The sequence below is a fragment of the Bacteroides muris (ex Fokt et al. 2023) genome (assembly GCF_024704895.1).
Lineage (GTDB): Bacteria > Bacteroidota > Bacteroidia > Bacteroidales > Bacteroidaceae > Bacteroides > Bacteroides muris.
Window position 1 is genome coordinate 102280 of record NZ_JAMZEE010000006.1, and the last position, 26797, is coordinate 129076.

The window sequence follows — 26797 nt, forward strand, 5'->3', positions numbered from 1 at the left end:
TATTATAAAAATAATATATTACCTTTGCGCCCGATTTATATTTATTACAAGAACTCAAAAGGTTAATCATCTTATGCGTAAATTAATAGCACTATTCTTTTTGGTATTTACTTTGTCAGGGGTAGCTTTCGCTCAGCAGATGTCAGATGATCAGGTTGTTCAGTATGTAAAAAACGCTCAGCAGATGGGCAAAAATCAAAAGCAGATTACTACTGAATTAATGCGGCGTGGAGTGACAAAGGAACAAGTTGAAAGAATTCAGAAAAAGTATGAAAACTCCAAATCTGGAAATTCGCAGCGCAATACGCAAGATGAGAAACGTTCTCGTCAACGTGGTGAAATGAGTGGTGTGGTCAAAGGGTTGCGGACAACTTCGGAAACGTATTCTGCCGGACAAACAGTGGCTGCAGGAGATTCTTTACAAATGATGGATAATCGTTCCTTGCCTCAAGAGAAAGAGACGGAGTATCTGGCTTCGCAAATTTATGGTCATAATATTTTTACTAACGATAATTTGACTTTCGAGCCCAATGTAAATGTCGCTACTCCCGAGAACTATCGTTTGGGACCTGGTGACGAGGTGATTATTGATGTGTGGGGGGCTTCTGAAACAACGATTCGGCAAACGATATCTCCGGAAGGGAGCATCCTTGTGAATAATCTGGGACCGGTTTATCTCAATGGTAAAACTGTAAAGGAAGCCAATAATTATTTGAAACAAGAGTTTGCCAGAATATATTCCGGAGTAACTGGAAATGTGCCTTCTACCCAAGTTAAATTGACATTAGGGGAAATACGTTCTATTCAAGTAAACGTTATGGGTGAAGTTATGGTGCCCGGAACTTATACCCTTTCATCATTTGCTTCCGTATTCCATGCACTATATCGTGCAGGTGGTGTAAACCCGATTGGTAGTTTACGCAGTATTAAAGTGATTCGCAATGGAAATACAATAGCGGATTTGGATGTTTACGATTTGCTTATGGAAGGAAAAATGAAGGATGACATCCGTTTGCAGGATGGTGATGTGATTCTTGTGGATCCTTACCAGTCATTGGTACAGATATTGGGTAAGGTAAAACGTCCGATGTTTTATGAAATGAAACCCACTGAAACCGTAGGTACATTATTGAAGTATTCAGGTGGTTTTACGGGTGATGCTTATAAGAAAGCATTACGTATAATTCGTAAAAGTGGACGTGAACATCAAATTTATAATGTGGATGAAATGGATTATTCCGTATTCCGCATAGATGATGGTGATAAGATTACGGTTGACTCCGTTTTACAGCGTTTTGAGAATCGTGTGGAAGTCCGCGGTGCCGTATATCGTGAAGGCTTATATCAGTTGGACGGTACAATGAATACAGTGAAGCAGTTGATTAAGAAAGCGGAAGGACTTCGCGGAGATGCATTCTTGAATCGTGCTATAATCGACCGTGAGCTTGAAGACTTGTCGCATGAGATTATACAAGTAGATGTAAAAGGTTTGCTGAACGGGACAACGGCAGATATTCCTTTGCAGAAGAATGACATTTTATATATTCCAAGTATTCATGACTTGAAAGAAGAAGCTACACTTACCATCCATGGTGAAATAGCCAATCCGGGTACGTATCTTTATTCTGATAAGATGACTGTAGAGGATTTGGTGTTGCAGGCTGGTGGTCTGTTGGAGGCAGCGGCTACAACAAAGGTTGAAGTGGCACGGCGTATGAAAGATTCCAAGAGTACGTCTTTCTGTACTACGGTAGGCCAGAATTTCTCTTTTGATTTGAAGGATGGCCTATTGTTGGGAGAAGGAAGTCAGGATTTTCATCTTGAACCTTTTGATGAAGTTTATGTTCGTAAGAGTCCGTCTTATTTTAAACAACAGAATGTTATGGTGGGTGGAGAAGTTCTTTTTGGCGGTAATTATGCACTATCGAAAAAGAATGAACGTTTGAGTGACTTGATAGCTAAGGCTGGTGGGGTAACTCCCGATGCTTATATAAAAGGAGCACGTCTTATGCGTAGAATGACTGAAGAAGAATTCCGTCGTAAGGAAGATGCACTGCGTATGGCACAAGCCGGAGGCGGAGATTCCATATCTGTGAAAAGATTGGATTTGTCCAATACCTATTCTGTAGGTATAAATCTGGGAGAGGCCTTGAAAAATCCTGGTTCAGATGCTGATATGGTACTTCGTGAGGGAGATGTGTTGTTTGTTCCGGAGTATGTAAGTACAGTGAAAATCAACGGTGCTGTAATGTATCCGAATACAGTTTTATATAAAAAGGGTGAAAGCTTGAAATATTACATCAATCAGGCTGGTGGCTTTGGCAACGATGCCAAGAAACGCAAGGCCTATGTAATATACATGAATGGTACAGTTTCTCGTTTAAGAGCTGGAAACAAGAAAGCAATTGAACCTGGTTGTGAAATAATTGTTCCAAGTAAAGAACAGAAAAAGAAGATGACTACTACTGAAATTTTGGGAATGGGAAGTACGACAGCTTCTATTGCAGCGATGATTGCGACTATGGTTAATCTCTTTAAGTAATTTGAATTATGAGCGAAGAAAGAATACAAAACATGCCTTCTCCACAACCTGAGGAACAAGAGATAGATTTGATAGAACTGGCCCAGAAGGTATGGGCTAGTCGCAAATTGGTTTTTAAGGCGTGTGGCATCGCTGCCTTTGTAGGACTGGTTGTTGCATTTAGTATTCCTAAGGAGTACTCTACAAGTGTGACTTTGGCTCCGGAGAGCGGTGGCAAGTCTGCCGGTGGAAGTATGGGAGCTCTTGCAGCCATGGCGGGTATCAATTTGGGTGCTTCTTCCGGTGAAGATGCTTTGTCCCCCGAACTCTATCCTGATATTGTAAGTTCTACTCCTTTTCTGATTGAACTGTTCGATGTTAGAGTCAAGGATCAGAAAGCAAAAGTAGACACAACTTTATATGCTTATTTGAAAGAGGAACAACGTTCTCCTTGGTGGAGTGCAATTATTTCCGCTCCTTTTAAGGTATTGGGATGGACATTGTCCTTGTTTATGGATGAACCGGAAGGGGGGGATGCAAAGCTGGATCCTTTTCGTCTTACTAAAGATGAGGCTGCCATTGCAGATGCTTTAAGTAAACGTATCTCTGTTTCTGTAGACAAAAAGACAGGTGTGACAACCTTGTCTGTTACTATGCAGGATCCTTTGATATCTGCTTCACTGACAGATACTGTGATGCATTGCCTGCAGAACTACATCACAGATTATCGGACTAATAAGGCTCGTCATGATTTGGCATTTACCGAAAAACTTTACGGAGAAGCAAAGGCCAGTTATGAGGATGCCCAGAAGAAATATGCTAATTTTGTAGATGCAAACCAGAATATAATATTGCTGAGTTATCGTGCAGAGCAAGAGCGTTTACAGAATGAAATGAATTTAGCCTATCAAGTATATACGCAAGTTTCTCAACAATTGCAGATGGCAAGAGCTAAGGTGCAGGAGATTACACCGGTATATACGGTTGTTCAGCCGGCTACGGTACCTTTAAAGCCTGCAAAGCCCAATAAATTGATGATTTTGATTGGCTTCATGTTCTTAGCAGGTGTCGGCAGTGTGGGATGGATATTATTTGTAAAAGATTTATTAAAGGAATGGAAAAAGCAAACAATATGATGACGGATAATGAGATGATGTGCTGGCATACATTGTACACAGCACCCAAGTCTGAGCATAAGTTGATGCAGTGTTTGAACGCTGCGGGATATACTACATATTGCCCGATGCAGGCTGTGTTTGTAAAATGGAAGGGGCGTACCCGGAAGGTGATTGCTCCTCTTTTCTCCGGATGTTTGTTTGTTGCTGGTAATGTGGCGGAAGTTACTTCATTGGCTTCCTCGCAGAAGGCTGCTATATTAGTAGATAAAGAAGGAAAAAGTTTGTCTATTGAAGCAGGAAAAGCAGAACTTCCTGCCAAGTTTGCTCAATTACTGAAGTTATGATGAAGCTGATAACAGAAGAACTGCTGGATACCGTTACTTCACAAGCTAAGGAGAACTCCCGCTTACGTATGAATTATAATTTTCATGCGTCTATGGATGCCCCTATTCATCGGTTGCTGAATGCTTTGGAACCTGGAACTTATCTTCCTCCTCACCGTCATACGGATAAGGAAGAAACTTATCTGGTTTTGCGTGGAAGTCTGCTGGCGTTTTTTTATGATGATGCCGGCAATGTAACAGATAGGGTATGTCTTAATCCTTCGGAAGGTAAATATGGTCTGGAGATTCCTTCTAATACATGGCATAGTATTATTGCCTTGGAGTCAGGTACTGTTATTTTTGAAATTAAAAAAGGCCCATATCAGCCTCTGCCTTCAGAGGATTTGGCTTCGTGGGCTCCTCAGGCTTCTGATGTGGAGGGAATAGAGGCTTTTATGAAGAGGATGTTGGAGTAGCTTTAACATTTCCCCGATAGAACATAAAGAAGGGGATGTGTCAAAACACCAAAAATATGAAAATCACCCCTGTCACAGATATCTGTAGCAAGGGTGATTTTGTTAAAAAGAGGGTTTTGACACATCCTCTTCTTTTATGTTCCATGTTATCAGTCAAACAGACTTCTGAACTTCTTGAATATCTTTTCTTTAATCGAAGTATTCGGCTTGAAGTTATCCGATGTCTCCATCTCTTCCAATGCTTTTTTCTCATCCTTACTCAGCGTTTCGGGTATATATACGCTGATGTTTACCAATAAATCTCCCGTACCGTATCCGTTCACGTTGGGTAAACCTTTGCCGCGCAGGCGGAGTACTTTTCCCGGTTGCGTACCTGAGTCAATTTTTACTTTCACCTTTCCGTCAATAGTAGGAATTTCGACCGCACCACCTAAGGCGGCTGTCGGGAAGCTGAGGAGTAGATTGTAAATCAAGTCGTTTTCGTCACGTATCAGGTTCGGATCTTGCTCTTCCTCTATAAGGATCAGCAGGTCGCCCGGCACACCGTTGTGCTTGCCTGCATTTCCTTTTCCTCCCATAGAGAGTTGCATGCCTTCTGCGACACCTTTCGGGATTTTTACGGTTACTACTTCTTCACCGTATACAATACCCTCACCGGCACACTCCTTACACTTGTTTTTGATGATTTTACCTTCACCGCCACAAGTCGGGCAAGTCGTTCTTGTTTGCATGGTGCCGAGTATGGTTTGCTGGTTACGGATTACCGTGCCGCTGCCGTTACAAGTCGGACATGTTTCAGCACCGCCGTCGCCTTCGGCTCCCGTACCATGACAGTGGGTACAAGATACGTATTTCTTCAGCTTGAATTTCTTTTCCACACCGGTAGAGATTTCCTTGAGGTTCAGTTTTACCTTGACGCGCAAGTCCGAACCATGGTAGCGGCGTTGTTGTGTACCGCCACCTCCGCCGAAACCTCCGAAACCTCCAAAACCTCCTCCACTGTGTCCGCCGAAGATATCACCGAACATGGAGAAGATGTCGTCCATGGACATACCTCCGCTGAAGCCGCCAAACGGACCGCCATTACCGGCGGCACCACCCAGTCCGGCATGACCAAACTGATCGTAGCGGGCACGTTTGTCCGGATTGCTTAGTACGTCATATGCCTCTGCCGCTTCCTTGAATTTTTCTTCGGCTGTTTTGTCGCCCGGATTCTTGTCCGGATGATATTGGATGGCTTTTTTGCGATAGGCTTTCTTTATTTCTTCTGCCGTTGCTGTCTTTTCGACTTCCAATACTTCGTAGTAATCTCTTTTTTCCATACAGTTTTATGTTATTCTCCGACTACCACTTTGGCATGACGGATCACTTTGTCGTTTAGGATGTAACCGGTTTGTACACAGTCCAGAATTTTGCCTTTCAGTTCTTCATTGGGTGCCGGAATCACGGCGATGGCTTCGTGATAGTCTGTGTCGAGCGGTTGTTCTTTTGTCTCTACCACTTTAACACCGTTTTGTCCCAGTACAGACATGAATTTGTTGTAGATAAGTTCAACACCTTCTTTTACGGCAGCTACGTCGGTGGCTGTTTCCATGTTTTTTAGGGCGCGTTCAAAGTCGTCCACAATGGGCAGGATGCTGCTGATACTTTTTTCACCACCGTTCAGGATAAGTTCTGCTTTCTCCTTCATGGTGCGTTTGCGGTAATTGTCGAACTCGGCAGATAAGCGCAGATATTTGTCCTTCTGCTCTTCAATCTGTTCATTTGCCTTTTCCAGTTCCTGGGCGAGCTTTTCTTCTTCTGTCAGGGGAGCCTCGTTTTCTTGTGAAGCTTCTTGTCCTACGGTTTCTTCGTCACATTCGTTAGGAGTAGCTTGAGTTTTCAACTCCTCTTCCTGGTTGTTTTCTTTTTCTTTCGGATTCATATTGTTATGCTTGTTATTCTTGTAAAATGATTTTGCTTTCATTGCTGTCAAGGGTTTAAGTTAATATGATACCAGTGCCCCAGCAAAAACTTTGCCAAAACGGATATTTTTGCCGAAAATGCTGCAAAGGTAATACTTTTATGCCAGATTGACAGCGCTTCCCAGTGTTTGTTCATGGAAAAAATAACTATCTTTGAATAAGATAGGCGGTATCTCAGCAAAACTTTTTCATGCGAGCATGAAAGTTTTACGTTCAATTTGCACTATCTTTGCATTCGCAATTCGCAGACTAATTAGGTATTATATAGTAAATTGTAAATAAATCGTAAATATAAAGATGATTACAGTCTCTAATGTCTCAGTACAGTTTGGTAAAAGAGTGTTGTTCAATGACGTAAACCTGAAGTTTACAAGTGGTAACTGTTATGGTATCATCGGTGCCAACGGCGCCGGAAAATCTACATTTCTGAAAACGATTTCCGGGGAGCTGGACCCTACGACGGGCTCCATCATGCTGGCTCCGGGAGAGCGTCTTTCCGTTTTAAGCCAGGACCACTTCAAGTGGGATGCTTTTACAGTGATGGACACAGTGATGATGGGACACACGGTGTTGTGGGACATCATGAAGCAGCGCGAAGTGCTGTATGCCAAAGAGGATTTCACGGACGAGGATGGATTGAAGGTTTCCGAATTGGAAGAGAAGTTTGCCGAGCTGGACGGATGGAATGCCGAAAGTGATGCCGCCGCCTTGCTGAGTGGCTTGGGTATCAAGGAAGACAAGCATTATCTGTTGATGGGTGAGTTGAACAATAAGGAAAAGGTGCGTGTCATGCTGGCGCAGGCTCTTTATGGAAATCCGGACAACTTGCTGCTGGACGAGCCGACCAATGACTTGGACATGGAGACTGTGACCTGGCTGGAAGATTATTTGTCGAACTTTGAACACACTGTACTGGTTGTGAGTCATGACCGCCACTTCCTCGACTCCGTTTGTACGCATACGGTAGACATTGACTACGGAAAGATTAATCTTTTTGCCGGTAACTATAGCTTCTGGTACGAATCCAGCCAGCTGGCGCTTCGTCAGCAGCAGAACCAGAAGGCAAAAGCCGAGGAGAAGAAAAAGGAATTGGAAGAGTTTATCCGCCGTTTCAGTGCCAATGTGGCAAAGAGCAAGCAGACTACCAGTCGCAAGAAGATGCTGGAGAAACTGAATGTGGAAGAAATCAAGCCATCGTCCCGTAAGTATCCGGGCATCATCTTTACGCCTGAGCGCGAACCGGGTAATCAGATACTGGAGGTTTCCGGTTTGACAAAGACGCTGGAAGATGGTACAGTGCTGTTCCGCGATGTCAACTTCAATGTAGAGAAGGGAGACAAGATTGTATTCCTTTCCCATGACCCGCGTGCCATGACTGCTCTGTTCGAGATTATCAACGGGAATATGAAACCGGATGCGGGTACCTTCAACTGGGGGGTGACTATTACTACCGCCTACCTGCCGCTAGACAATACTGCATTCTTTAATACAGACCTGAATCTGGTAGATTGGTTGAGTCAGTTCGGTGAGGGCAATGAAGTTTACATGAAGAGCTTTTTGGGACGTATGCTTTTCTCCGGAGAAGAAGTTTTGAAGAAGGCGAGCGTATTGTCGGGAGGGGAGAAAATGCGTTGTATGATTGCGCGCATGCAGCTTCGTAATGCCAACTGCCTGATTTTGGATACACCGACCAATCACCTCGACTTGGAATCCATTCAGGCATTCAACAATAACTTGAAGACCTATAGGGGCAATATTTTGTTCTCATCCCATGACCATGAGTTCATTCAGACGGTTGCCAACCGTATCATCGAGCTGACTCCGAACGGTATCATCGACAAGATGATGGAGTATGATGAATATATCACTTCGGACCACATTAAAGAGTTACGTGCACGTATGTACGCAGCTAAGTGATAACGCTAAGAACTAAATAAGCATATTTTAAATCGTTCCATCATGAGGAAAAATCGTTCCACCATGGTGGAACGATTTTTTCGCCACGGTGGAACAATATTTCCGTTATGGAAGAACGATTCTTTCTCCGTATCTATTTTGCTACTGAACCATTATAAGCTGAATATCCGTATCTTTGTAGCAAAGAAAAAGACACTCCTTGATGGAATGGGACACCTTTCTAAAAGAATGATAGAATTAGGCGAAAAGGTCTATTCCACAGCCCTGATAAATCGTGGCTGTCATTAATTAGGGAGCATGCCTTTGTTTTTGTAACTTTCCGTACTTGGCGATGATACTCCTCGACAGTATTGGTGGCATAGAGTTATGAAATCTGCTTTACTTTTGCTGCCGACATGATGCGGAAAGAGAATAGGGAGCTTGTATTGCCTCCCATGTGCTGTACCAACATCTGACAGATGGGCAATCCTAGTCCGGTGCCTTGGGCAAAATTGTTGAGCTTGACAAAGTGGCCGAATATGCTCTCTTGCTTGTCTTGGGGAATACCGAGTCCCGTATCGGATACGTAGAAATAAAGCGGAGTAACATATTTAAATTGAAATGTTACTCCACTTCTCATTGAGATGTTGAAAGATGTGTTTTCAGGAGATTTAGTTATTTTCTTTTTTAATGTCTATGGACATGAACCGTTCACCGTCATATAGACTTTTGACACGGATGTTCACTCCTTTTTTATCTTTCAGCTGTTCTGCTATATTGGCCAGCTTGAAGGAGGCCAGTCCGGTGCCCAGTGTGAGCTGGCTGTCATTGTAGGCATTGTGGCGGAATTCGAGATTGACGTAATCCGGTTTGTTGTTTTCGCCGGCGGCTGCTTCGTTGATGACCAGGTTCAGCATGTGCTTCTTGTCCTTGTTATTGCTGTGGTAGAATTGGTATTTGATGTTCAGATACTCGCCCGTAATCCATAAATCCGTAGCGTTGATGTTGTCGTCGCCGATACTGTCCGCCTTTTCGGCAGGCATGGAGTAGATGTCTTTGGTCAGAATGTTCTCTATGTGCTTTATTTGGGCATTGTATTCGTAGCCCGGAAGTTTCTCCTCCAGTTCGTGGAAGTAGATGAAAGTTCTCTGTCCGTCTATTACGGCATAGTTGTGAACATAGGTTGTGTCACTGGGATATAGTTTACTTCCTTCGTCCAGTGAGAAATAGTAGTCCTTTCCTTCAATGACCTTCACCGTGCCTACGGCGAACAAAGCATATTTGTCATCCCAATCGTCCAAACATGACTGCAATACAGCGGCAGTAAGAAATAAAAGCACGGATGTTGCCAATGTCATTCTCAGTTTCTTCATAAGTGGTAGGTTTTAGCTCTTTTCTGTTTAAAACTTATTTTTGTACTCAGAAAATGCGGTGAAAAACTAAATACTGCGTAGTATATTGTTAAAGAAATGAAAGTATGATTTTCTTCTCTGTCTGATGCAGTAATTTTGTATCAGTTGCATTTTTAAGGTAAAACACGTGTTAAAAGAAAGAATGGAAGAACAGGAATTGGCAGAACACTGTAGACAAGGAGACAATCTTGCCCGCAAAGAACTGTATGAGCGCTATGCGGGACGCATGTTCAGCGTATGCCTCCGTTATGCAGGTAGCCAGGAGACTGCTCAAGACCTGATGCATGACGGTTTTCTGAAACTTTTTGATTCTTTCGATAAGTTCACTTGGCGGGGAGAGGGTTCTCTGCGGGCATGGATGGAACGCGTAATGGTGAATACGGTATTGCAATATTTGCGGAAAAATGATGTGATGAATCAGTCATCGCCCTTGGAGAATGCACCCGAAGCTTATGAGGAACCGGAAGGTTCGTCAATAGATGCCGTTCCTCAAAAGGTATTGATGCAGTTTATCAGTGAATTGCCTGCCGGCTACCGTACCGTATTCAACTTATATATTTTTGAAGAGAAATCTCATAAGGAGATTGCTCGACTATTGGGAATTAATGAAAAATCCTCTGCCTCGCAGTTGACGCGTGCTAAAGCGACTTTAGCGGCAAAAGTACGTGAGTGGATAAAAAGAAATGATTAAATGAAGGAACGTATGGAAGATGAATTGTGGTTGGAAAAGATAAAAGACAAGCTGAAAGACTATTCCGAACCGTTGCCGGTTGCCGGATGGGAGCGGTTGGAGAAGGAATTGTCCGTTTCCGGAACTCCGATAGCCAGACCGCATAAGATGATACCTTTCCACCGCTGGGCGGTGGCTACGGCAGCAGTGTTGTTGGCGGCAGTATCGTCTGTCAGTCTGTGGCTGTTGCAGAGCCCGATAGGTAATGAGATGCGGCATACGTCAGTGCCTGCCTGGGCTGTGGTTCCAGACGTCTTGCCGGAACAGATGTTACCTGCTGTACGGACTAATTCCGTAGAACCTGCTTATCGGACATATGGAAATGTATCGGCATCCGAGAAGGAGGCAAGTCGCCCTTTGGTTGCACGACATGTCGGAATATGGGTTAACGAAGAACAGAGGGAGGAAATGTTTCCGGATGAAACGGCAGATGAGACTGCCGGTATCGGACAGCAGACAGAGGAGCTGCTAGTGGAAGATGCGGGCCATGAAACCACAATGCCGACAGAGGAACCGGAGAGGACAAGGGAAGACCGCTACCGTCCGTCCGGGCGAGACAAACTGCATCTTCCGGAAAGAAACAGTTCTGGCAGGGGGGCTAAAGGATGGGCAGTGGGTTTGTGCGTAGGAAACACGGGAGGCTTTTCGTTGGTTAATGAAGGGGAGGCGAATGTCATGTCGAATAGCATGCCTGAAAGTCCTATTTATGGCGGTAATGTGGATTTGTCCTCTACGGCCAATGGTATTGTTACCATCCCCGATGGGCAGGAACTGGTTTTCAAGGACGGTATGCCCTATCTTCAAAGGCATAAGAAAAAGATTGCGGACATTGACCACAAGCAGCCGCTCAACTTCGGAATTTCGGTACGTAAAAATTTGGCGAAAGGCTTCTCTGTGGAAAGTGGGCTGACGTATACTTATCTTGCTTCTGACGTAAGATATGAGGGCAGCTCGGAAAAGATAAGCCAAAAGCTGCATTATATTGGCATCCCGGTACGGGCCAATTGGAACTTTGTAAATACGAAGAACTTTGCGATGTATGTTTCAGCGGGTGGTGCCATTGAAAAATGTGTGTATGGCAAGATTGGTACTGAGAGTGAAACAGTGAAACCGGTACAGCTTTCTGTCATGGGTGCTGTCGGTGCTCAGTATAACATAAACGATAGGGTGGGCTTGTATGTGGAGCCGGGAGTATCCTATTTCTTTGATGACGGTTCGTCTATACAGACCATACGCAAGGAGAACCCGTGTAACTTTACGCTGCAGGCCGGCATACGTCTTACTTATTGATGGCAAGCGGATGGGCAGGACAGACATGTTTTTGTCTACTTTCCTGCCGATTCAGAATCTTCTTAATAACTTTCGGCCGTGTTTCTCTTCGTTGGTGGATGAAGGGACACGGCTTTTTACTGAGAATCCGTGCTTCCGTTAACGGTACAGACGAGTAAGATAACCTTGATAGGAGGACTATCAACATCCCAGTACGATATGGCAGGTGCTTTGCTGCCACTACAGACCGGAACAAAGTGGTGACCTTGTATGTAGGCTGCTGAGGCTTCGGATGTCATTATCGTGACAGTGGGCGAGAGATTCGGTCAAGACGGTGATTTCGTCTTTATGGTAGGCGGCAGTAGTGACGATGTGCGGCAGATTACCTATGACTTGAAAGAATAGGATTCTTGTCCTATAGAGGAAAGGCTGTTCGGAACCATATCCGGACAGCCTTGTTTTGGGGGACTTTTCAGTTGGTTACAACATTCGTGAAATATTCTTTGAACACTTTTTCTGCTCGTGCCAACTGTTCCGGGCTGTTTTCTTTCACTTCTTTCAGTTTATACTCCCATCCCATGGCTTCGTATTTATGAACGCCCAGACGGTGGTAAGGAAGAATTTCTACCCGCTGTATCTGCTGGTATTTGCCAAGACTTTCGCCCAGCAGGCGTATGTCTTCTTCCGAGTCGCTGTAACCGGGAACCAGTACATAGCGCAACCAGAAGGGACGCTCATGCTCTTCTAGCCAGGCAGCGGTGCGGAGTGTCTGTTCGTTGCTCCGTCCCGTCAGCATGCGGTGGCGTTCGGGATTGAATTGCTTGATGTCCAGCAACACGAGGTCGGTCAGGCTGAAGAGTTCTTCCACTTTTTCATTCCAGATACCTCCGTTACTGTCCAGGCAGATATGGATGCCGTTCGCCTTCAGCTCCTTGAAAAGAGGAATCAGCGCTTCTGCTTGCAGGGTAGGCTCACCGCCAGAGAAAGTAATACCTCCTTTCTTCCCGAAGAATGCCTTTTGGCTGACTGCCATTTGCAGAATCTCTTCCGGAGTGGTAGGGGTACCGCCTTTCACGTCGATAGTGTCCGGATTGGCGCAATACAGACAACGGAACAAACATCCTTGCAGGAAAACGACGAGCCGGAGACCCGGCCCGTCGAATGTTCCCATACTTTCGTAGGAGTGTACATTTATCATATTACATTCTTTCGTGGAATGAACGGCTGATGACTTCCAACTGATGCTCGCGGCTCAATTTCACGAAGTTCACGGCGTAGCCGGAAACACGGATTGTGAGTTGCGGGTACTTTTCGGGATGCTCCATGGCATCTTCCAGCATCTCGCGGTTCAGTACGTTTACGTTCAAGTGGTGGGCACCTTTGGTGAAGTAGCCGTCCATCATGGTTACCAGGTTCTCTACACGTTCTTCCGGTGTCGGGCCCAGTGATTTGGGAACGATGGAGAAAGTATTGCTGATACCATCCTGCGAGTCGCGGTAGCGCAATTTGGCTACGGAACTCAAGGAAGCGATGGCACCGTTCTTGTCACGCCCGTGCATGGGGTTGGCACCCGGAGCAAACGCAACGCCTTTGGCGCGTCCGTCTGGAGTGGCACCGGTCTTTTTGCCGTACATTACGTTGGAGGTGATAGTCAGCAAGGAGAGGGTAGGACGGGCGTTCTTGTAGACGGGCAGCTTTTTTAGTTCTTCGCTGAAGTAGTATACTAAATCCACGCCGAGGTAATCTACACGGTCATCGTTATTACCAAAGCAAGGGAAAGAACCTTCCATATCAAAGCCCTCTGTCAGACCAATGTCATTACGGCGGGCGGTGACTTTGGCATATTTGATGGCAGAGAGGGAGTCGATGGCGATGGAAAGTCCTGCCACACCGTAAGCCAGATTGATGCGTGGGTCGGTATCGATGAATGCCATCTGGGCTTTCTCATAATAATACTTATCATGCATGTAGTGGATGATATTCATGGCCTCGTTGTAGACACGGGCTATTTCAGTCAGTACCTTCTTGTAGTTGGCCATAACTTCCTCAAACTTCAGTGTCTCGCCGGTCAATACGGGAATACCTTTCACCATGACAGTTCCGGTGTTTTCGCAACGGCCACCGTTGATGGCAAGCAGCAGGGCCTTGGCAAGGTTGGCACGTGCGCCGAAGAACTGGATTTGCTTTCCGATGGCTTGGTAAGATACACAACAGGCGATACCATAATCGTCGCAGTTGCGCACTTCGCGCATCAGGTTATCGTTCTCGTATTGGATAGAGCTTGTGTCTACGGAAACTTTGGCACAGAAATCCTTGAAGCCTTCCGGCAATTCCGGGCTCCAAAGTACCGTCATGTTCGGTTCGGGAGAAGGACCGAGATTGTATAGGGTTTGCAGAAAACGGAAAGAGGTTTTGGTCACTTTCACGCGTCCGTCGTTGAAACGGCCGCCAATGGCTTCGGTTACCCAAGTCGGGTCTCCGGCAAAGATGTCATTGTACGACTGCATACGCAGATGGCGTACCATGCGCAGCTTGATGACGAACTGGTCTATCAGTTCCTGTGCAAAAGTTTCGTCAATCTTGCCGTGAGCCAAATCATATTCGATAAAGATGTCGAGGAATGAAGAAACGTTGCCCAATGACATGGCAGCACCGTCCTGTTCTTTCACGGCAGCCAGATAAGCCATATATACCCATTGCACAGCTTCTTGCGCTGATGTTGCGGGGCGGCTGAGGTCGAGTCCGTAGTATTCGCCCATCACTTTGATGTCTTTCAGGGCCTTGATTTGCTCTGATACTTCTTCACGCAGACGGATACGGGCTTCGGTCATGGGACCTGTCAGATTGCGCAAGTCTTCTTGCTTGGCTTCGATAAGCCGGTCGATGCCGTAGAGTGCCAGACGACGGTAGTCACCGATGATACGTCCGCGAGCATAGTTGTCGGGAAGACCGGTTAGGAATCCCAATGAACGGAAGGAACGGATTTCTTCGGTATATACATCGAATACGCCGTCGTTATGTGTTTTGCGGTAATGGGTGAAGATGTCTTTTACTCTATCGTCCACTTCCACTCCGTTTTCACGGCATGCCTTTGCTACCACGTTGATGCCTCCGAAAGGTTTGATGGAACGTTTCAACAGTTCGTCAGTCTGCAAACCGACAATAAGTTCATTGTCTTTATCAATATACCCGGCCTTGTGAGAAGTGATGGTAGACACGGTAGTATTGTCTAGTGAGCGGACGCCATTGTTGTTTCTTTCTTCTTCAAGAGCCTTCAGACAGATGTCCCAGATACGTTTGGTACGTTCGGTAGGTCCCTGCAAGAAGGATGCATCCCCGGTATAGGGTGCGATGTTTCTACTGACGAAGTCACTGACATTGATTTCTTTGCTCCAAAGCCCATTGGTAAAGGTTTTGTTCAATTCCATAAAATTTGTTTTTGTTAGTAGGTTAGATAATGTTATCCTTTAGAGCGTGCAAAAATACTGAATAAATTCCGTAATTTTATAAGAGAGATTACCCTTTTTATGTTGAACAGTATAAAATAACTGTCATTAGGTAGTGAATGTCTGTGGAAGTGGAGATGTTAATACTTTCTTTAATATATGGTTTATGAACAGAACAAGAATCGGATAATAATCTGCATTATTTACAAATGATGTAGGTTTAAGGAACAGTCGTATTCTGAACCTAATTCAGTCGTATAGTGAATGCCATTCAGTCGTATACTGAATAGGGTTCAATCGTATACTGAATGTGGGTCTTTGTAAGTATGTTGATAATCAATTGGTTGTAAAATATTATATTGTCTTTGGTACATTTTAACAAATAGTCTAAATGCTGTTATGCTGGTTTCGTAGTGGGTATGAACAAGAATTTTGCTATAATTGCTCTTTTTTTGTGCAGAAAAGTTTGTAGAATTAAAAATGATTTGTACCTTTGCACCGATTTAAGAGAAAAGCACTTCTTGAAAGAGGAGTTTGGAGAGGTGGCAGAGTGGTCGATTGCGGCGGTCTTGAAAACCGTTGTACTGCGAGGTACCCGGGGTTCGAATCCCTGTCTCTCCGCAATAAACGCTGCAAATCAGCAAATTGCAAAACAAACACCCAATTTTACACCCAAGAATGTAGAATTGGGTGTTTTTGTATTATTTAACGTGAGTTCGACATGAGAATCTCACCATCCCCAAAAAAACAAATATCAAACTCGCGTTATTTAAGTGTAAAGATGGGAAATATCGTTATTACTAACAACGTTTTACAACTATATGCTTTCTCGTTTAAACCCCTGCCTCTTATAGCTCAAAACTGTTAGAAAATATAATTCAATTATTATTTTAGCACAGAATCCCAATGTAATTGTTTGTCTTCAAACTCTTTAATTGATTCTGATACGGCTATGTCTGAATCTTCTATGTTTACTCTGTCGATATTCATTTCCACATAGCTCTCACACCTACTCAAATCAATTATATTACAAACAAAACTAAGTGAACAATGTATTACTACCACTGTTGCAATAGCAAGAAGCAAAATATAGGCTTTTTTGAAATAAGTATAATTACTTTTGCGTCTCTTTCTTTTATTGTATGCCCGATATATAAGATGTGACAATCCCAAAATAATTATAGCAGGTAGCCACACTCCAAATCCCAGGTACATAATCCACACAAAATCGGCAAAAATGGATGTGTACCCTTCGCCATTCAACATATATATACCACTAAGTAAACCTAAAAATGCGGCACACTGTATGCTGTATATATATATCAAACTATTTTTTCTCCCCTTGTCCAATCTAGTCTTTTGCCACCATAATAGTATCGCAATACAAATAATAGCTACAAGAAAACATACAATGTTTCCATGCTGTATATCCAGTAATAAATAGCGTTCTGCAGAGGGATTCAAATCCAAATATCTTTCCATTGTTGACATAGGTTTATACCAAGTGCCTATAAAAGTTATGTGTAACGTATTTTATAGTTCATCATAATCATAAAAGAATTATTTTCCACGACTATAAATAATCTTTACTTAAAACGACTGGCTCATCAAGATTAAGAAACTCTAATTGTTGTATACGAAAACAAATTTTGCGTCCTGTTTCCTGCTATTATGTCGCTACATAAATTATTGTAGCAACATAATAGCGAGAACATTACCCTAATGATAGTGACCGATTATTGATTTTACTATAGGTATCAAATGTAAGTCTTTTTTGCCTCCAAAATATTCATTTATTGATAACGAGTTTCATTATCGCAACAGTTCTTTAACTGTAACAGACAAATCAATGCAAGAGTCATCATTAAAATATAGGCAAGTATTTTTCTCAAACACCGCTTGTGCACCATGTTGCTTGGCCGCTTGCTTTATGGCTTCAATCAGACGCTCCTGAATGGGTATCATCAAATTTGCTTGATATTGAGATAAAGTATGGGTTGCTGATTCTCTGAACTGTTTTATTTTCTGGTCTAATTTTGTTAATTCATCTTGCTGTATCTTTAGTTGTGCCTCGTTCACACCATTTTTGCTATTCAATTGATATTGCTCAATTTTAGACTGTAATTCTTGTTGCATCTGATTAAACTCGGCTTCAAACTCTTTAGTACGCAACTTCATTTTTTCTTGTGCATTTTGAAAACCGGGTACATATTCCATCAAATTAACTGTCTCTATATATCCCAACTTAAATGTGCCGGCACTCTGAGCAGGTACAGTATTGTTTGGTGTTTGTATCCCAAAATATTGACCTCTTTGCTGTGTGCTATTAGAAGTGAATGACCTAGTAATTAACTTGAAATTACATGGACCACAATAGTCATCCGAGGTTTCTTTCTCTTCTCCGGCATCTAATACTATTGTTCCAGTTAGTTTTGTACCATTACAAACTTCAAATTCATAAATTACAGAAACAGGAATGTTATTGTAATTTCTAAATTTTATCCGATAATCTCCAGATAGTGATATATTACTAACACGTATTCCTCGTGAAACCTCAACCCCTCCTATATCCTCTTTAGTTGAAATACCATTTATATAATATCCCCCTTGTTCTTCTTTAACTTGTTGCTGATTGCCAACATTCTGCTGTACAATTAGATTATTCTGAGCAGATAACACGGATGGAGATAAACAAGTAACCAATGTCATTAGAAAAACACTCTTGCAGAATGAACCGAATTTAAAATATTTCATATTCATGTTTATTTTGCCCCCAGTCCCCAAGAGCCAATTAAAAATAGAAGCGTGGAACTGTAATGCCACGCCTTTGAATGAAGGTCCTGAGAAAACCTTTGTGTACAGATGTAACAATAGCAGCCCACGCTATAGCGTGAGAACCACTATGCTATTCTTGTACACGTTTGAAAGTTTCTCAGGTTTTCATTCGCAAGAAATAAGCATAACGCTTCTTCTAATTCTAATATGTTTTGGAGAGAGTTTCCTCAATCCGACTACAAAGATATGCAATTTTATTGAGATACAATCGAATCCTATCAAGATTACATCCTGAATCCTCTATTTTTTCTTGGCTCTTCCGTTGATTGTCGTAAACCTTGCCGAAGTTTCTCCCATTGCTCCTTAAACCATTCTCCGATTGGTTGCCTGTTTACGGTCAGCACCAATTTATTCTCATCAACCGAACTTTTCTCAACCTTGAAAATATCATTCTTGATTTCAAATCTTCGCCTATGCTCTTCGGAATAGATTTTCCCATTGCATCTGATAGCTTCCTTTTTTGTCAAAAGACTGTTTATCATATCTTTGGTAAATCCGATGGCATAGCATAGTTTTTCCATCCTCAACATTTCTTTGAGCAATGGGAACCAGTTGGACGCCTTTTCAAGAATGGTGTTCAATCGGGATATTTCCTTGTCTTTGGCTTCAAGCTCTTGATTATGTATTCCTTGAAGATTACGAATCTGTTTGCCATGCTGTTCCTGCATCTGTAGCATCCGGACTTTTAAATCATCAATGCTTCTGTCCCGTTTGGCAATCTCCTGATGCAATTCCACATTGCTATGTTCCAGCTCTTTTAGTTTTCCGCTGCCGAAAAGAGAACCGACACCGCTTGCTATGGCTGTGGCTGCATCGGTAGCTGCGCTTTTGAGTTTGTCGGTGCGTATTTCCGATTTTACTTGTTTGAGTTCCTGCTCGGCAAGGCTTACTTGTTGTTCCTTGTGTCGCTTGGTTTCCTCTATACGTTGTAGTTCGGCTTTCTGCTTCTCAATGATGAAGTCATTTCGTTCCAAATGCTCCTTACCAGTAACATTTTTTGATTGCCCACGTTCCATCATTAGAATGTCTGATGCCAAAGTCTGCATTTTTGCCATATCCTCGTCATTGAGTTTACGGCTCTTTCCTGTATCGTGGTTCATCCAGTCAAAAACAATATGGGCATGATAATTCGGCTTAAACCATTTTTCACCCACTTGAAAACTCTCTTTGTCTTCTGCGTCAGGTTTTTCACCCAGCCAATGTCCTTCGTCCTTATGCAGGAATATTTGGAGTGGCGTGATGCCCCAGCGTCTTTGGCACTCTTCGCCAAATTCACGCACATCTGCCAATGTGGTGTCCGCTCTGATGAGCAACACTCCCTCACGGATAGGTGAACATCCTGCCACCTTGATTATTTTACCATTCTTTCCTTTGCGTTCCCGTTCTTTTTCCTGCATGGCACGTCCGGTCTTTTCCTTGACCATCCGTTTGATATTGTCATAGTGCGTTTGCAGTTCGGGAGTGCCGAAGTTCGGGTTTATCCATTGTTCGTTGTCGGCAGAAAGTTCGGACACAACATAGATTTTGGACACCCCGATGTTTCGTATATACTCGGCAGTCCTTCGGTTATGCGCCTCACTCGATGCGATGTTGCAAGGCTTTATGTGTATGCTTGATTTTGTTGCCATAGCTTCTTTTTTTTGTTTACATTAGATTACTTTGTCCGCTTCCGTAACGGGGTTCTTAGGGGTAACCCATAAGCGGAGATTGCAAAGAGAGGGTCACTCTTTGCTCGGGGTTCTCAGGGGTGAAACGCCCTGAGTGGGTCATTAGGGCAAAGCCCTAATCCCCTCGGGAGAGCCCACAACTACGGAAGCGGAGCGTGTAGTTATAGTGGGCTATAACCGAAAGCCGTTCTTCTTTTTCGGTGGCTGGGTGTGCGTCTCTCTTACGGACTGGACTTGCCTGTTTCTTTCAGCCTGTTTCTGTAGGTATTCGTTCAAGTCCTTGCATCCGCTGTAGGTCTGCGAAGCGTCACGGATGTATAAATCCCTGCCGTATTCCATACGGATTTGCCGGAGTGCTTCCATCCCTGCACGGTCATTGTCAAAGAAACAATGTATGCGCTCGTAACTACCCAACGGATAGAGAGCCTTGCTCACATTCGATACAGAGTTCAATACCATATAATCTTGTCTGTCCAGTTCGGGAAATTTCGGGCAATTTTCCAATCTCAAAGTAAGAAATGAAAGATAGTCCATAAATCCCTCGAACACATAACACGTTTCCCTCGCTGTTCCCGGCTGTCTGATGTGGGAAATATCTTTTGGTGCGATACAACCTTTGAAATATCGGTTGCGGATTTCATGCCCACCCGACATGTTGGGAAAGGCGATGGCGAAATACCGTTTGCCGTTATGGGTGAAGTGCGCTTCACTGCATTCTCTTTTCGCCAGTACAATGTTTATTCCCCTTTCCTGCAAATAGGTGAGTAGGGCAGGAGAAGAAAGCGGCACAATCTCCAGTTGTTGAAAACTCGGTTCGGAAGATGACTGCTTGCCAAAAGAAAAAGAAACAGGACGGATATGTGGAGTCTGTTCCGCAATGCGTTCCAATATATAAGGTATATGGTCGGTAGCATATAAGTGTGAAGCCAGTTCGATGATGCCGCCGCCTTTGCCGAGTGCAAAATCATACCATTGGTTACGCTCGGTATTTACCTTGAACGAGGCTTCAGTTTCTTCCCTTAACGGTGATTTATACCATAGGTTGATACCCTGTTGTTTGACGGGAGAATATCCCAAACTGTGCAGATAATCTGCAATCCTGATTTGCTTGGCTGTCTGTATATCCATAAAATGATTGTTTGAGTAGTTGGTAAATTGGTTTATTTCTCTTTTCGCCCGTACATTTTTATTAAGTACGGTCTCGGTCTGTATAACCACTTCACTAAATTGTCGTATATATAGAATACGGCAATAAAGTGAAGCGGTTTATCCATTCCTTGCATCACTTCGCTTTATCCTTAATATATAGACCCACAGAATAAAGTGAAGCGATTACAAGCAACAGGCTAATAGTGGAAGTCGGGCATGAATGTGTATTTTCTGCCGTTCTCCTGCACTATCATCCGCTTGTTGCGAAGCATGGTGATGAGCGGTACCGCCTTTTGATGGTTCAGCTTTACACCTATTGACGTATAGCTTTTGATTAAAGCATCTTCCAGTTCCTTGTAACCGTATTCCTCTTTCAGCCCGAAAACGGCTTCCAATGCGATACGGTGCTGCTGTTCGGTGATATGCCTGTAAGGGTCGAACTTTTCTTCCTCGGGTCTTCCCGGTTTCCTGCTTTCTGTTTTGTAGCCCTCTATGAGTTCTGGGAGGGCACTATCGTTGATGCGAAAGGCAAAAGGCTCGAAATCCATTGCCCGGATGTGCATGGCGGAAACACTGCTTATATCCCCGTTGCTCTTGTCCTTTTCCACCAGCAATACGGTTTCCGCTTTATTGTTCAACTCCGTGCCGATATGCCCTCTCGCATTCTCATCCCCTTTGTTCTGGTGCAGTATCGTATGGATATGTATCTGCCTGTCGTCCGTCCACTGCATCAGTTTGGATATGATGCGTGTGGATTCGCCGGGACTGTTGATATCATATACCATGTCACGGATACCATCTATGATTACAAGCCCAATGTCGGGCGTATTATAGATAGCCTGTTCGACAATCTTTATACGCTGCTCAGGTGTGTATTTTCTCAAGGCGAGAAACTCAATGTTCTCATTATCCCTGTCATCAGGCAAGCCAGCCATCCGTAAAATACGTTTCATGACTTTCAGGCAATGATAAGGACTTTGCTCCGTATCAACATAAAGCACTTTCCGCTTCCCGTCGGAGAGTTCCGCTACATACCGCAACACTGTGCCATTCTTCAATGCAGCGGCTACAATAGCCGAAACATTGAATGTCTTTTTACTTTTGGCTTTGCCGATGGATGCACTGAAATTGCCCAATGTCCCAATGACAGAACCATGCACTTTGAGGATTTCAGGTGCTTTCTCATAACTTTTCGACAGACTCAAACGTGAGGCTTGCCAAAGGATTACGGCTTCTTCTGCCGATATGTCCTTAAACTCTTTCATATAGTCCATAGCCATTCCTCCCGTTATTTCCGTCCTCCGGTTTTCTTTCCTGCCAGTTCAAGGGCAAGTTCTGCATCCACGATAATCTTGCGTCCTATCTGGGTGATGGCTTTGTCTATCTTTCCGCTTTTCTTGATGCGGTTGGCGGTGGGCAGACTACACCCGAACAGTTTGGCTATACCAAGTATTCCGTACACATACTTTCTTTCTGTGTCCGTAACGGGTCGTGGTTGCACTTCCGTTTGACCGGAAGCGTGCTTGCTCAGGAATATGAACTCTTCGCCTGTCATCTGCCAGACGGGTTTTAATAATAACTCTTGAAGATTTGTCATCGTTCAATCTATTTAGCCGTTAAACAATCAGCCCTGCGCACTGGCTGTTATCTCTGTTCTCGAACGATGCAAAATTAGGCGGGGGCGTGAGTGGTAAGGATGTGGTTGGTATAAATGGAATCTTTTATTATTTCTCTGAATATCAGATAATAAAAATACCACTCAAAAATTAATTTGAGTGGTAAAAGTGGTGATTTCGTAAAATATCAGGGTGTATCACGGATTATCGGAATATTGCGTCCATTTCTTTGGCGAACTTCTGGTTACTGTCACTTGGAAAATCCGACACCGGTTCCTTGTACTTTGACTTGTAGTAGTTCTCGTCAATATCCAACTGTTTCAGGATTATATTCTTCCATTTATCCCTGTCTTGTTTGGGCAGTCTTTCACTCATCAGGAATATCAGGTAACACACCCGTATCTTTTCTCGTGCCTTGATTTTTAATTCCTTTTTACAGGAGTATAGGTTCATGTTGGCATAGAAGTCCTGAGTTGCAATATCTTCAAACTGTTCCCCCACACAGACTTTATGAATAAGCGAAAGTAATTCTGCATCGAAATATTCGGGTTGCTCCTTTAGCGCATCCTGCTGTTTCTCTTGCTTGCTCGTTTCATCCGGCTTGTCTTTTGCTACGGGAATATATTTTGCCAATATTTCCATAAAATGAAAACTCAGTTTATAAATATCTCCGCAACAGTTCTCTATATATTGGAAAACTTCCTTTCTTGCCTGCCTTTCCAATTCATAAAGCCTGTCCAGTTCTTCTTTTTCCTTCTCATATTCAGCCTTGCAGCGTTCATACTCCTTTTCGGCTTGCTTTTCTTCTGCTGCCGTATGTACCCTGTAGCCAATGGAATCATACCTGTTGTATGCTTCATTCAAAGGCTTGCTTAATTTTTGTGTAACCTCCAGTTGTGCCTTTATATCAATATCATATCTGCCAGCAAAGTTGTAGCATACACGAGAAATTACCTCGTTATCAAACAATGGATGTTTTTCGTAAATCAGTATGTTTTTCTCTATCTCGGTTCTCAGGCTGTTGAGAACCAGAGTATATTGTTCTTTCGGTTTGTCAAGCACCAATTCAAGGATGGCGGCTTCAAAAGCTTTTGTGTCATTGTATTGCTTGTAGAAGTCCGTGATGAATTTCTGCCTGTCAAAAGAGAAAGTATGGCTGACTATAAAGTCGCTGTATATCCGATTGAGTTCGCCATATTGGGGAATCATAATCTGTATTTCTCCTGCCATATACGCTTGGTTTATGGGTTCTTATCTTTATCAAGAAAGGAAGTCAGTTCTTCCTCCACTTCTTCTATACTTGGCAGAGCCGATTTTAAGTTTTCAGGTATAGCCTTGCTCAACTGGTAATCGCTGATGCCTATCGGCTGGTCGTAGCCTGTCAATGCGTATTGTGCTACAACTTCGTCTTTCCCCTTGCACAGCAATAACCCGATAGTCTTGTTGTCATTTTCGCCCCTTAATTTGTCATCCACTACATTGATGTAGAAGTTCAGTTGTCCTGCATACTCCGGTTTGAATGGGGTAGCCTTTAATTCTACTACAATGTATGCGTGTAAGGGGATGGAATACAGAATCAAGTCTGCATAGAAATCGCTGTTACCAATTTGAAAATGCTTCTGTCGGGCAACAAAGGCAAAGCCATTCCCCATTTCCAGCAAGTAACGGGTGACGTGCTTAACCAGCTGCTCTTCTATGTCCCTTTCGTCTGCCTTTTCCTTAGTTCCAGCCAAGTCAAAGATGTATGGGTCTTTCAGAAGGTAATTGGCAAGGTCGCTTTGCGGTGCAGGAAGTGTAGTGGTGAAATTGTTTACCTTATTATTGCTGATTTGTCTGCTATACAGATTGGTTTCAATTTGTATTTTAAGAACATTGCTGCTCCAGCCCATTTCCACGGACTGTTTCATGTACCAATAGCTTACACCCAATGGAAGCGAACTGTTAAGCATAATCACATGGCTCGCCCAATTGGTTCTTGCAACAGGTGATGCCATAAATATATTTTCTATATCCTTAATTTCCATTCGGTAAATGTCGGATACGGTTTTGGCAACATTATGAATTTGTGCAAGAGGTTCTTGCGTGATTATAATTTCCTTGTTATCAACGGATTGAATTTGCGCAAGAGGCTCTTGCGTAAATTGCACATTGTTTAAGTAGCATACTTCGTCTGCAATTTTCTCCACGCTTGGAGCTATCAGCTTTGCGTCCGTTTCAATGAAATTCTGTAATGTTCTTAAAGGATACGCCTTTGCAAACTGACACATATAGGTAAGGTTGCGTTCCGAATAGCCTTTCTTTTCAGGGAAATTTAGCCGGATAGCCTTTGCCAACTGTTTGATGGTTTTGCTTCCCCATCCGTGCAGTAGCTGATGATAGAGAATATAGTTGCCCATTTTCCAATAATGGAACAACATTTGTGCATTGGCTGCGGTAATCAGCCGTACTTGCGCCTGTTGTATTTCTGAACCGACAGCATTTATAAATGCGTCAAAATTCGTCTTTTCTATGTTATGTCCGTTGTTAATCATCTTATAATATTTTCAGAATACAAATATACTTCAATGGTGGTAATCAATGAAACTAATTGATACTTTTATAGTTGATTAAACTTGTTCATGGCGTTTGCCCTGATGTCATCCGCTATGTCAATATAGGGCTTCATGGCTTTATAGTCGCTGTGTCCCGTCCATTTCATAACCACCGGTGCCGGAATTCCGAGTGCCAACGCATTACAGATGAAAGTCTTTCTTCCGGCGTGGGTACTTAACAATGCGTATTTGGGTGTGACTTCATCTATGCGCTCATTTCCCTTGTAGTAGGTTTCCCGTACAGGTTCGTTGATTTCCGCCAGTTCACCCAGTTCTTTCAGATAATCGTTCATCTTCTGATTGCTGATGACGGGCAATGCCATGTGGTTCTCGAAATGAACATCCTTGTATTTTTCAAGAATGGCTTTGCTGTGGTCGTTCAGTTCGATTATCAGGCTGTCCGCAGTCTTGACTGTGGTGACTTCAATGTGGTCGGGCTTAATATCACTTCTTTTCAAGTTACGGACATCCGAATATCGTAAGCTCGTGAAGCAACAGAACAGAAAGACATCCCTGACACGTTCCAAATACTGCTTGTCATGCGGTATTTGATAATCTTTCAGCTTGTTCAGTTCATCCCATGTCAGGAATATTACCTTTTTAGGGGTTGTTTTCAATTTGGGCTTGAATGCGTCGTATGCAATGTTCTGATGATGCCCTTTTTTGAAGCTCCAACGCAGGAACCATTTGAGAAATCCCATTTGTTTACCGATGGTGCTGTTTCTCATGTCCTTTTTGTCACGCAAGAAATTGACATACTCATTTAGCCCGAATTCGTTGAAGTATTCAAAGGTTACATCCTCCTTGAACTCTTTGAGGTGATTTCTTACCGCTGCAAATTTCTCATAGGTGGATGCCGTCCAATTATTCTGGTTGCCACACTCTTTTACAAACTCATCGAACACTTCCCAAAAACTAATCTGCGCTTCTTCCTGTTGTTCTCCACTGCTGTCTTTCATCCGCAGATTGAACGCATCCTTTAGCTGCTGGGTGGTAGGTATGGTTTCCTGCACCTCAAACTCCTTGAACACGTTTTGCATTTCGGCATAGTATTTCAGCAAGTCCGTATTGATTTCGGCTGCACTTTGCTTTAGCTTGTTAGTACATCCGTTCTTTACCCGTTGTTTGTCGGCATCCCATTTGGCTACGTCAATCCGGTAGCCTGTTGTAAACTCGATGCGTTGGCTTGCGTATATGACACGCATACGGATAGGCACGTTCTCTACGATTGGCACACCGTTCTTCTTCCGGCTCTCCAATGCAAAAATGATGTTACGTTTGATATTCATAATTGGGTGCGTTTGAAATTCTACACCCAAATATACACCCAAAAATTGAAATAGCAAAAGGCATTTAGAAAGATTTAGATTTACTCTGCATCGTAGATGGTGTATGATTATCAATGGTTTGCAATTTTGTGATATTTTCTGAAAGCGTAGGTTCTAGAGCCTGTCTCTCCGATGAACGTGCTGGACAGAAATGGTCAGTAAACGGACAAAAAGCTACAAATCAATGATTTGTGGCTTTTTTTAGTACGCTCGGCATGAGCATTATCTAACGGGTGCAAGTCCCTAGTAAGCCCTAATAGCGGGAATTACATAGCCAAGAGCAAGGGTGTTCATCGTGAGGTGAAATCTGAAGGAAGCTGGCGGCCAACATCTGACCTAACGAACAGAAACTTCATACAAGGCATATGACTGTGGGTAGGGTTGCTAAACAAACCAAAGCCCTATAGCTATTCGGAACGGTCGGTGTAAATGAAGTGGGTATAAGATGGAAAGATA

Annotated in this window: 21 protein-coding genes, 1 tRNA gene and 3 pseudogenes; 10 read left to right on the forward strand and 15 right to left on the reverse strand. The window is 43.3% G+C overall.

Annotation, left to right across the window (positions count from 1 at the left end):
• Positions 1 to 73: 73 nt before the first annotated feature.
• From M1B78_RS18850 to M1B78_RS04125, 5 genes and pseudogenes are all read left to right on the forward strand, one after another.
• Positions 74 to 274, forward strand: a pseudogene (locus M1B78_RS18850) (hypothetical protein); the annotation flags it as partial.
• 204 nt (positions 275 to 478) lie between these two features.
• Positions 479 to 2542 (forward strand): annotated as a pseudogene (locus M1B78_RS04110) (SLBB domain-containing protein); the annotation flags it as partial.
• Positions 2543 to 2550: 8 nt separating this feature from the next.
• Positions 2551 to 3657, forward strand: coding sequence for a Wzz/FepE/Etk N-terminal domain-containing protein (locus M1B78_RS04115; protein ID WP_257930827.1), 1107 nt, complete (start codon positions 2551 to 2553; stop codon positions 3655 to 3657).
• A complete protein-coding gene (locus M1B78_RS04120; protein ID WP_257930828.1) occupies positions 3636 to 3983 on the forward strand; it encodes a UpxY family transcription antiterminator in 348 nt (115 codons plus the stop codon). The genes M1B78_RS04115 and M1B78_RS04120 overlap by 22 nt, the downstream gene beginning before the upstream one ends.
• Positions 3983 to 4438: a WbuC family cupin fold metalloprotein gene (locus tag M1B78_RS04125; protein ID WP_255260461.1), complete on the forward strand. Its 456-nt coding sequence runs from the start codon at positions 3983 to 3985 to the stop codon at positions 4436 to 4438. The genes M1B78_RS04120 and M1B78_RS04125 overlap by 1 nt, the downstream gene beginning before the upstream one ends.
• A 149-nt stretch (positions 4439 to 4587) precedes the next feature.
• Here M1B78_RS04125 and dnaJ read toward each other — a convergent pair whose 3' ends face one another.
• Together dnaJ and M1B78_RS04135 are read right to left on the reverse strand one after the other, a co-directional pair.
• The gene (gene dnaJ / locus M1B78_RS04130) at positions 4588 to 5760 is read right to left on the reverse strand and encodes a molecular chaperone DnaJ (RefSeq protein ID WP_257939961.1); all 1173 of its coding nucleotides are present in this window, start codon (positions 5758 to 5760) and stop codon (positions 4588 to 4590) included.
• An 11-nt stretch (positions 5761 to 5771) separates the two neighbouring features.
• A complete protein-coding gene (locus M1B78_RS04135) occupies positions 5772 to 6404 on the reverse strand; it encodes a nucleotide exchange factor GrpE (RefSeq protein ID WP_257932524.1) in 633 nt (210 codons plus the stop codon).
• A gap of 295 nt (positions 6405 to 6699) precedes the next feature.
• Here M1B78_RS04135 and M1B78_RS04140 point away from each other — a divergent pair, with 295 nt between their 5' ends.
• Entirely contained in the window at positions 6700 to 8319 is a 1620-nt protein-coding gene (locus M1B78_RS04140) for an ABC-F family ATP-binding cassette domain-containing protein (protein WP_257932525.1), read from the forward strand.
• Between the two features lie 42 nt (positions 8320 to 8361).
• A complete protein-coding gene (locus M1B78_RS04145) occupies positions 8362 to 8607 on the forward strand; it encodes a hypothetical protein (RefSeq protein ID WP_257939962.1) in 246 nt (81 codons plus the stop codon).
• Positions 8608 to 8746: 139 nt separating this feature from the next.
• On the opposite strand, the pseudogene M1B78_RS18690 reads toward M1B78_RS04145, so the two are convergent.
• Positions 8747 to 8899, reverse strand: a pseudogene (locus M1B78_RS18690) (ATP-binding protein); the annotation flags it as partial.
• Between the two features lie 70 nt (positions 8900 to 8969).
• On the reverse strand, positions 8970 to 9671 hold the full coding sequence (locus M1B78_RS04155; protein ID WP_257939963.1) for a NigD-like protein: 702 nt from the start codon (positions 9669 to 9671) through the stop codon (positions 8970 to 8972).
• 181 nt (positions 9672 to 9852) lie between these two features.
• Between M1B78_RS04155 and M1B78_RS04160 the strand changes: the two genes are divergently transcribed.
• Both M1B78_RS04160 and M1B78_RS04165 read left to right on the forward strand, forming a co-directional pair.
• Positions 9853 to 10401, forward strand: coding sequence for an RNA polymerase sigma factor (locus tag M1B78_RS04160; protein ID WP_136009232.1), 549 nt, complete (start codon positions 9853 to 9855; stop codon positions 10399 to 10401).
• Positions 10402 to 11730: a porin family protein gene (locus M1B78_RS04165; protein ID WP_257939964.1), complete on the forward strand. Its 1329-nt coding sequence runs from the start codon at positions 10402 to 10404 to the stop codon at positions 11728 to 11730.
• Positions 11731 to 12181: 451 nt separating this feature from the next.
• Here M1B78_RS04165 and pflA read toward each other — a convergent pair whose 3' ends face one another.
• Together pflA and pflB are read right to left on the reverse strand one after the other, a co-directional pair.
• Positions 12182 to 12907: a pyruvate formate-lyase-activating protein gene (pflA, locus tag M1B78_RS04170; RefSeq protein WP_257939965.1), complete on the reverse strand. Its 726-nt coding sequence runs from the start codon at positions 12905 to 12907 to the stop codon at positions 12182 to 12184.
• Between the two features lies 1 nt (position 12908).
• Positions 12909 to 15137 carry a formate C-acetyltransferase gene (gene pflB / locus M1B78_RS04175; protein ID WP_257939966.1) on the reverse strand — a complete coding sequence of 743 codons (2229 nt, stop codon included), beginning with the start codon at positions 15135 to 15137 and terminating at the stop codon, positions 12909 to 12911.
• Positions 15138 to 15691: 554 nt separating this feature from the next.
• Between pflB and M1B78_RS04180 the strand changes: the two genes are divergently transcribed.
• Positions 15692 to 15776, forward strand: a tRNA-Ser gene (locus M1B78_RS04180).
• Between the two features lie 264 nt (positions 15777 to 16040).
• On the opposite strand, the gene M1B78_RS04185 is transcribed toward M1B78_RS04180, so the two are convergent.
• The 9 genes from M1B78_RS04185 to M1B78_RS04225 form a co-directional block, all read right to left on the reverse strand.
• Positions 16041 to 16637, reverse strand: coding sequence for a hypothetical protein (locus M1B78_RS04185; protein WP_257939967.1), 597 nt, complete (start codon positions 16635 to 16637; stop codon positions 16041 to 16043).
• A 330-nt stretch (positions 16638 to 16967) separates the two neighbouring features.
• Entirely contained in the window at positions 16968 to 17909 is a 942-nt protein-coding gene (locus tag M1B78_RS04190; protein WP_257939968.1) for an OmpH family outer membrane protein, read from the reverse strand.
• Between the two features lie 305 nt (positions 17910 to 18214).
• Entirely contained in the window at positions 18215 to 19618 is a 1404-nt protein-coding gene (locus M1B78_RS04195) for a mobilization protein (RefSeq protein WP_257939969.1), read from the reverse strand.
• A 210-nt stretch (positions 19619 to 19828) separates the two neighbouring features.
• Positions 19829 to 20785: a toprim domain-containing protein gene (locus tag M1B78_RS04200; protein WP_257939970.1), complete on the reverse strand. Its 957-nt coding sequence runs from the start codon at positions 20783 to 20785 to the stop codon at positions 19829 to 19831.
• 218 nt (positions 20786 to 21003) lie between these two features.
• Positions 21004 to 22080 carry an AAA family ATPase gene (locus M1B78_RS04205; protein WP_257939977.1) on the reverse strand — a complete coding sequence of 359 codons (1077 nt, stop codon included), beginning with the start codon at positions 22078 to 22080 and terminating at the stop codon, positions 21004 to 21006.
• A gap of 14 nt (positions 22081 to 22094) precedes the next feature.
• A complete protein-coding gene (locus tag M1B78_RS04210; RefSeq protein ID WP_135952737.1) occupies positions 22095 to 22403 on the reverse strand; it encodes a DUF3853 family protein in 309 nt (102 codons plus the stop codon).
• Between the two features lie 223 nt (positions 22404 to 22626).
• Positions 22627 to 23652, reverse strand: coding sequence for a hypothetical protein (locus M1B78_RS04215; RefSeq protein ID WP_257939971.1), 1026 nt, complete (start codon positions 23650 to 23652; stop codon positions 22627 to 22629).
• Between the two features lie 11 nt (positions 23653 to 23663).
• Positions 23664 to 24953 (reverse strand): PDDEXK nuclease domain-containing protein, encoded by a 1290-nt coding sequence (locus tag M1B78_RS04220; protein WP_257939972.1) that lies wholly within the window; start codon positions 24951 to 24953, stop codon positions 23664 to 23666.
• 65 nt (positions 24954 to 25018) lie between these two features.
• Complete coding sequence (locus M1B78_RS04225; protein WP_257939973.1) at positions 25019 to 26302, reverse strand: site-specific integrase; 1284 nt, start codon at positions 26300 to 26302, stop codon at positions 25019 to 25021.
• Positions 26303 to 26797: the final 495 nt, after the last annotated feature.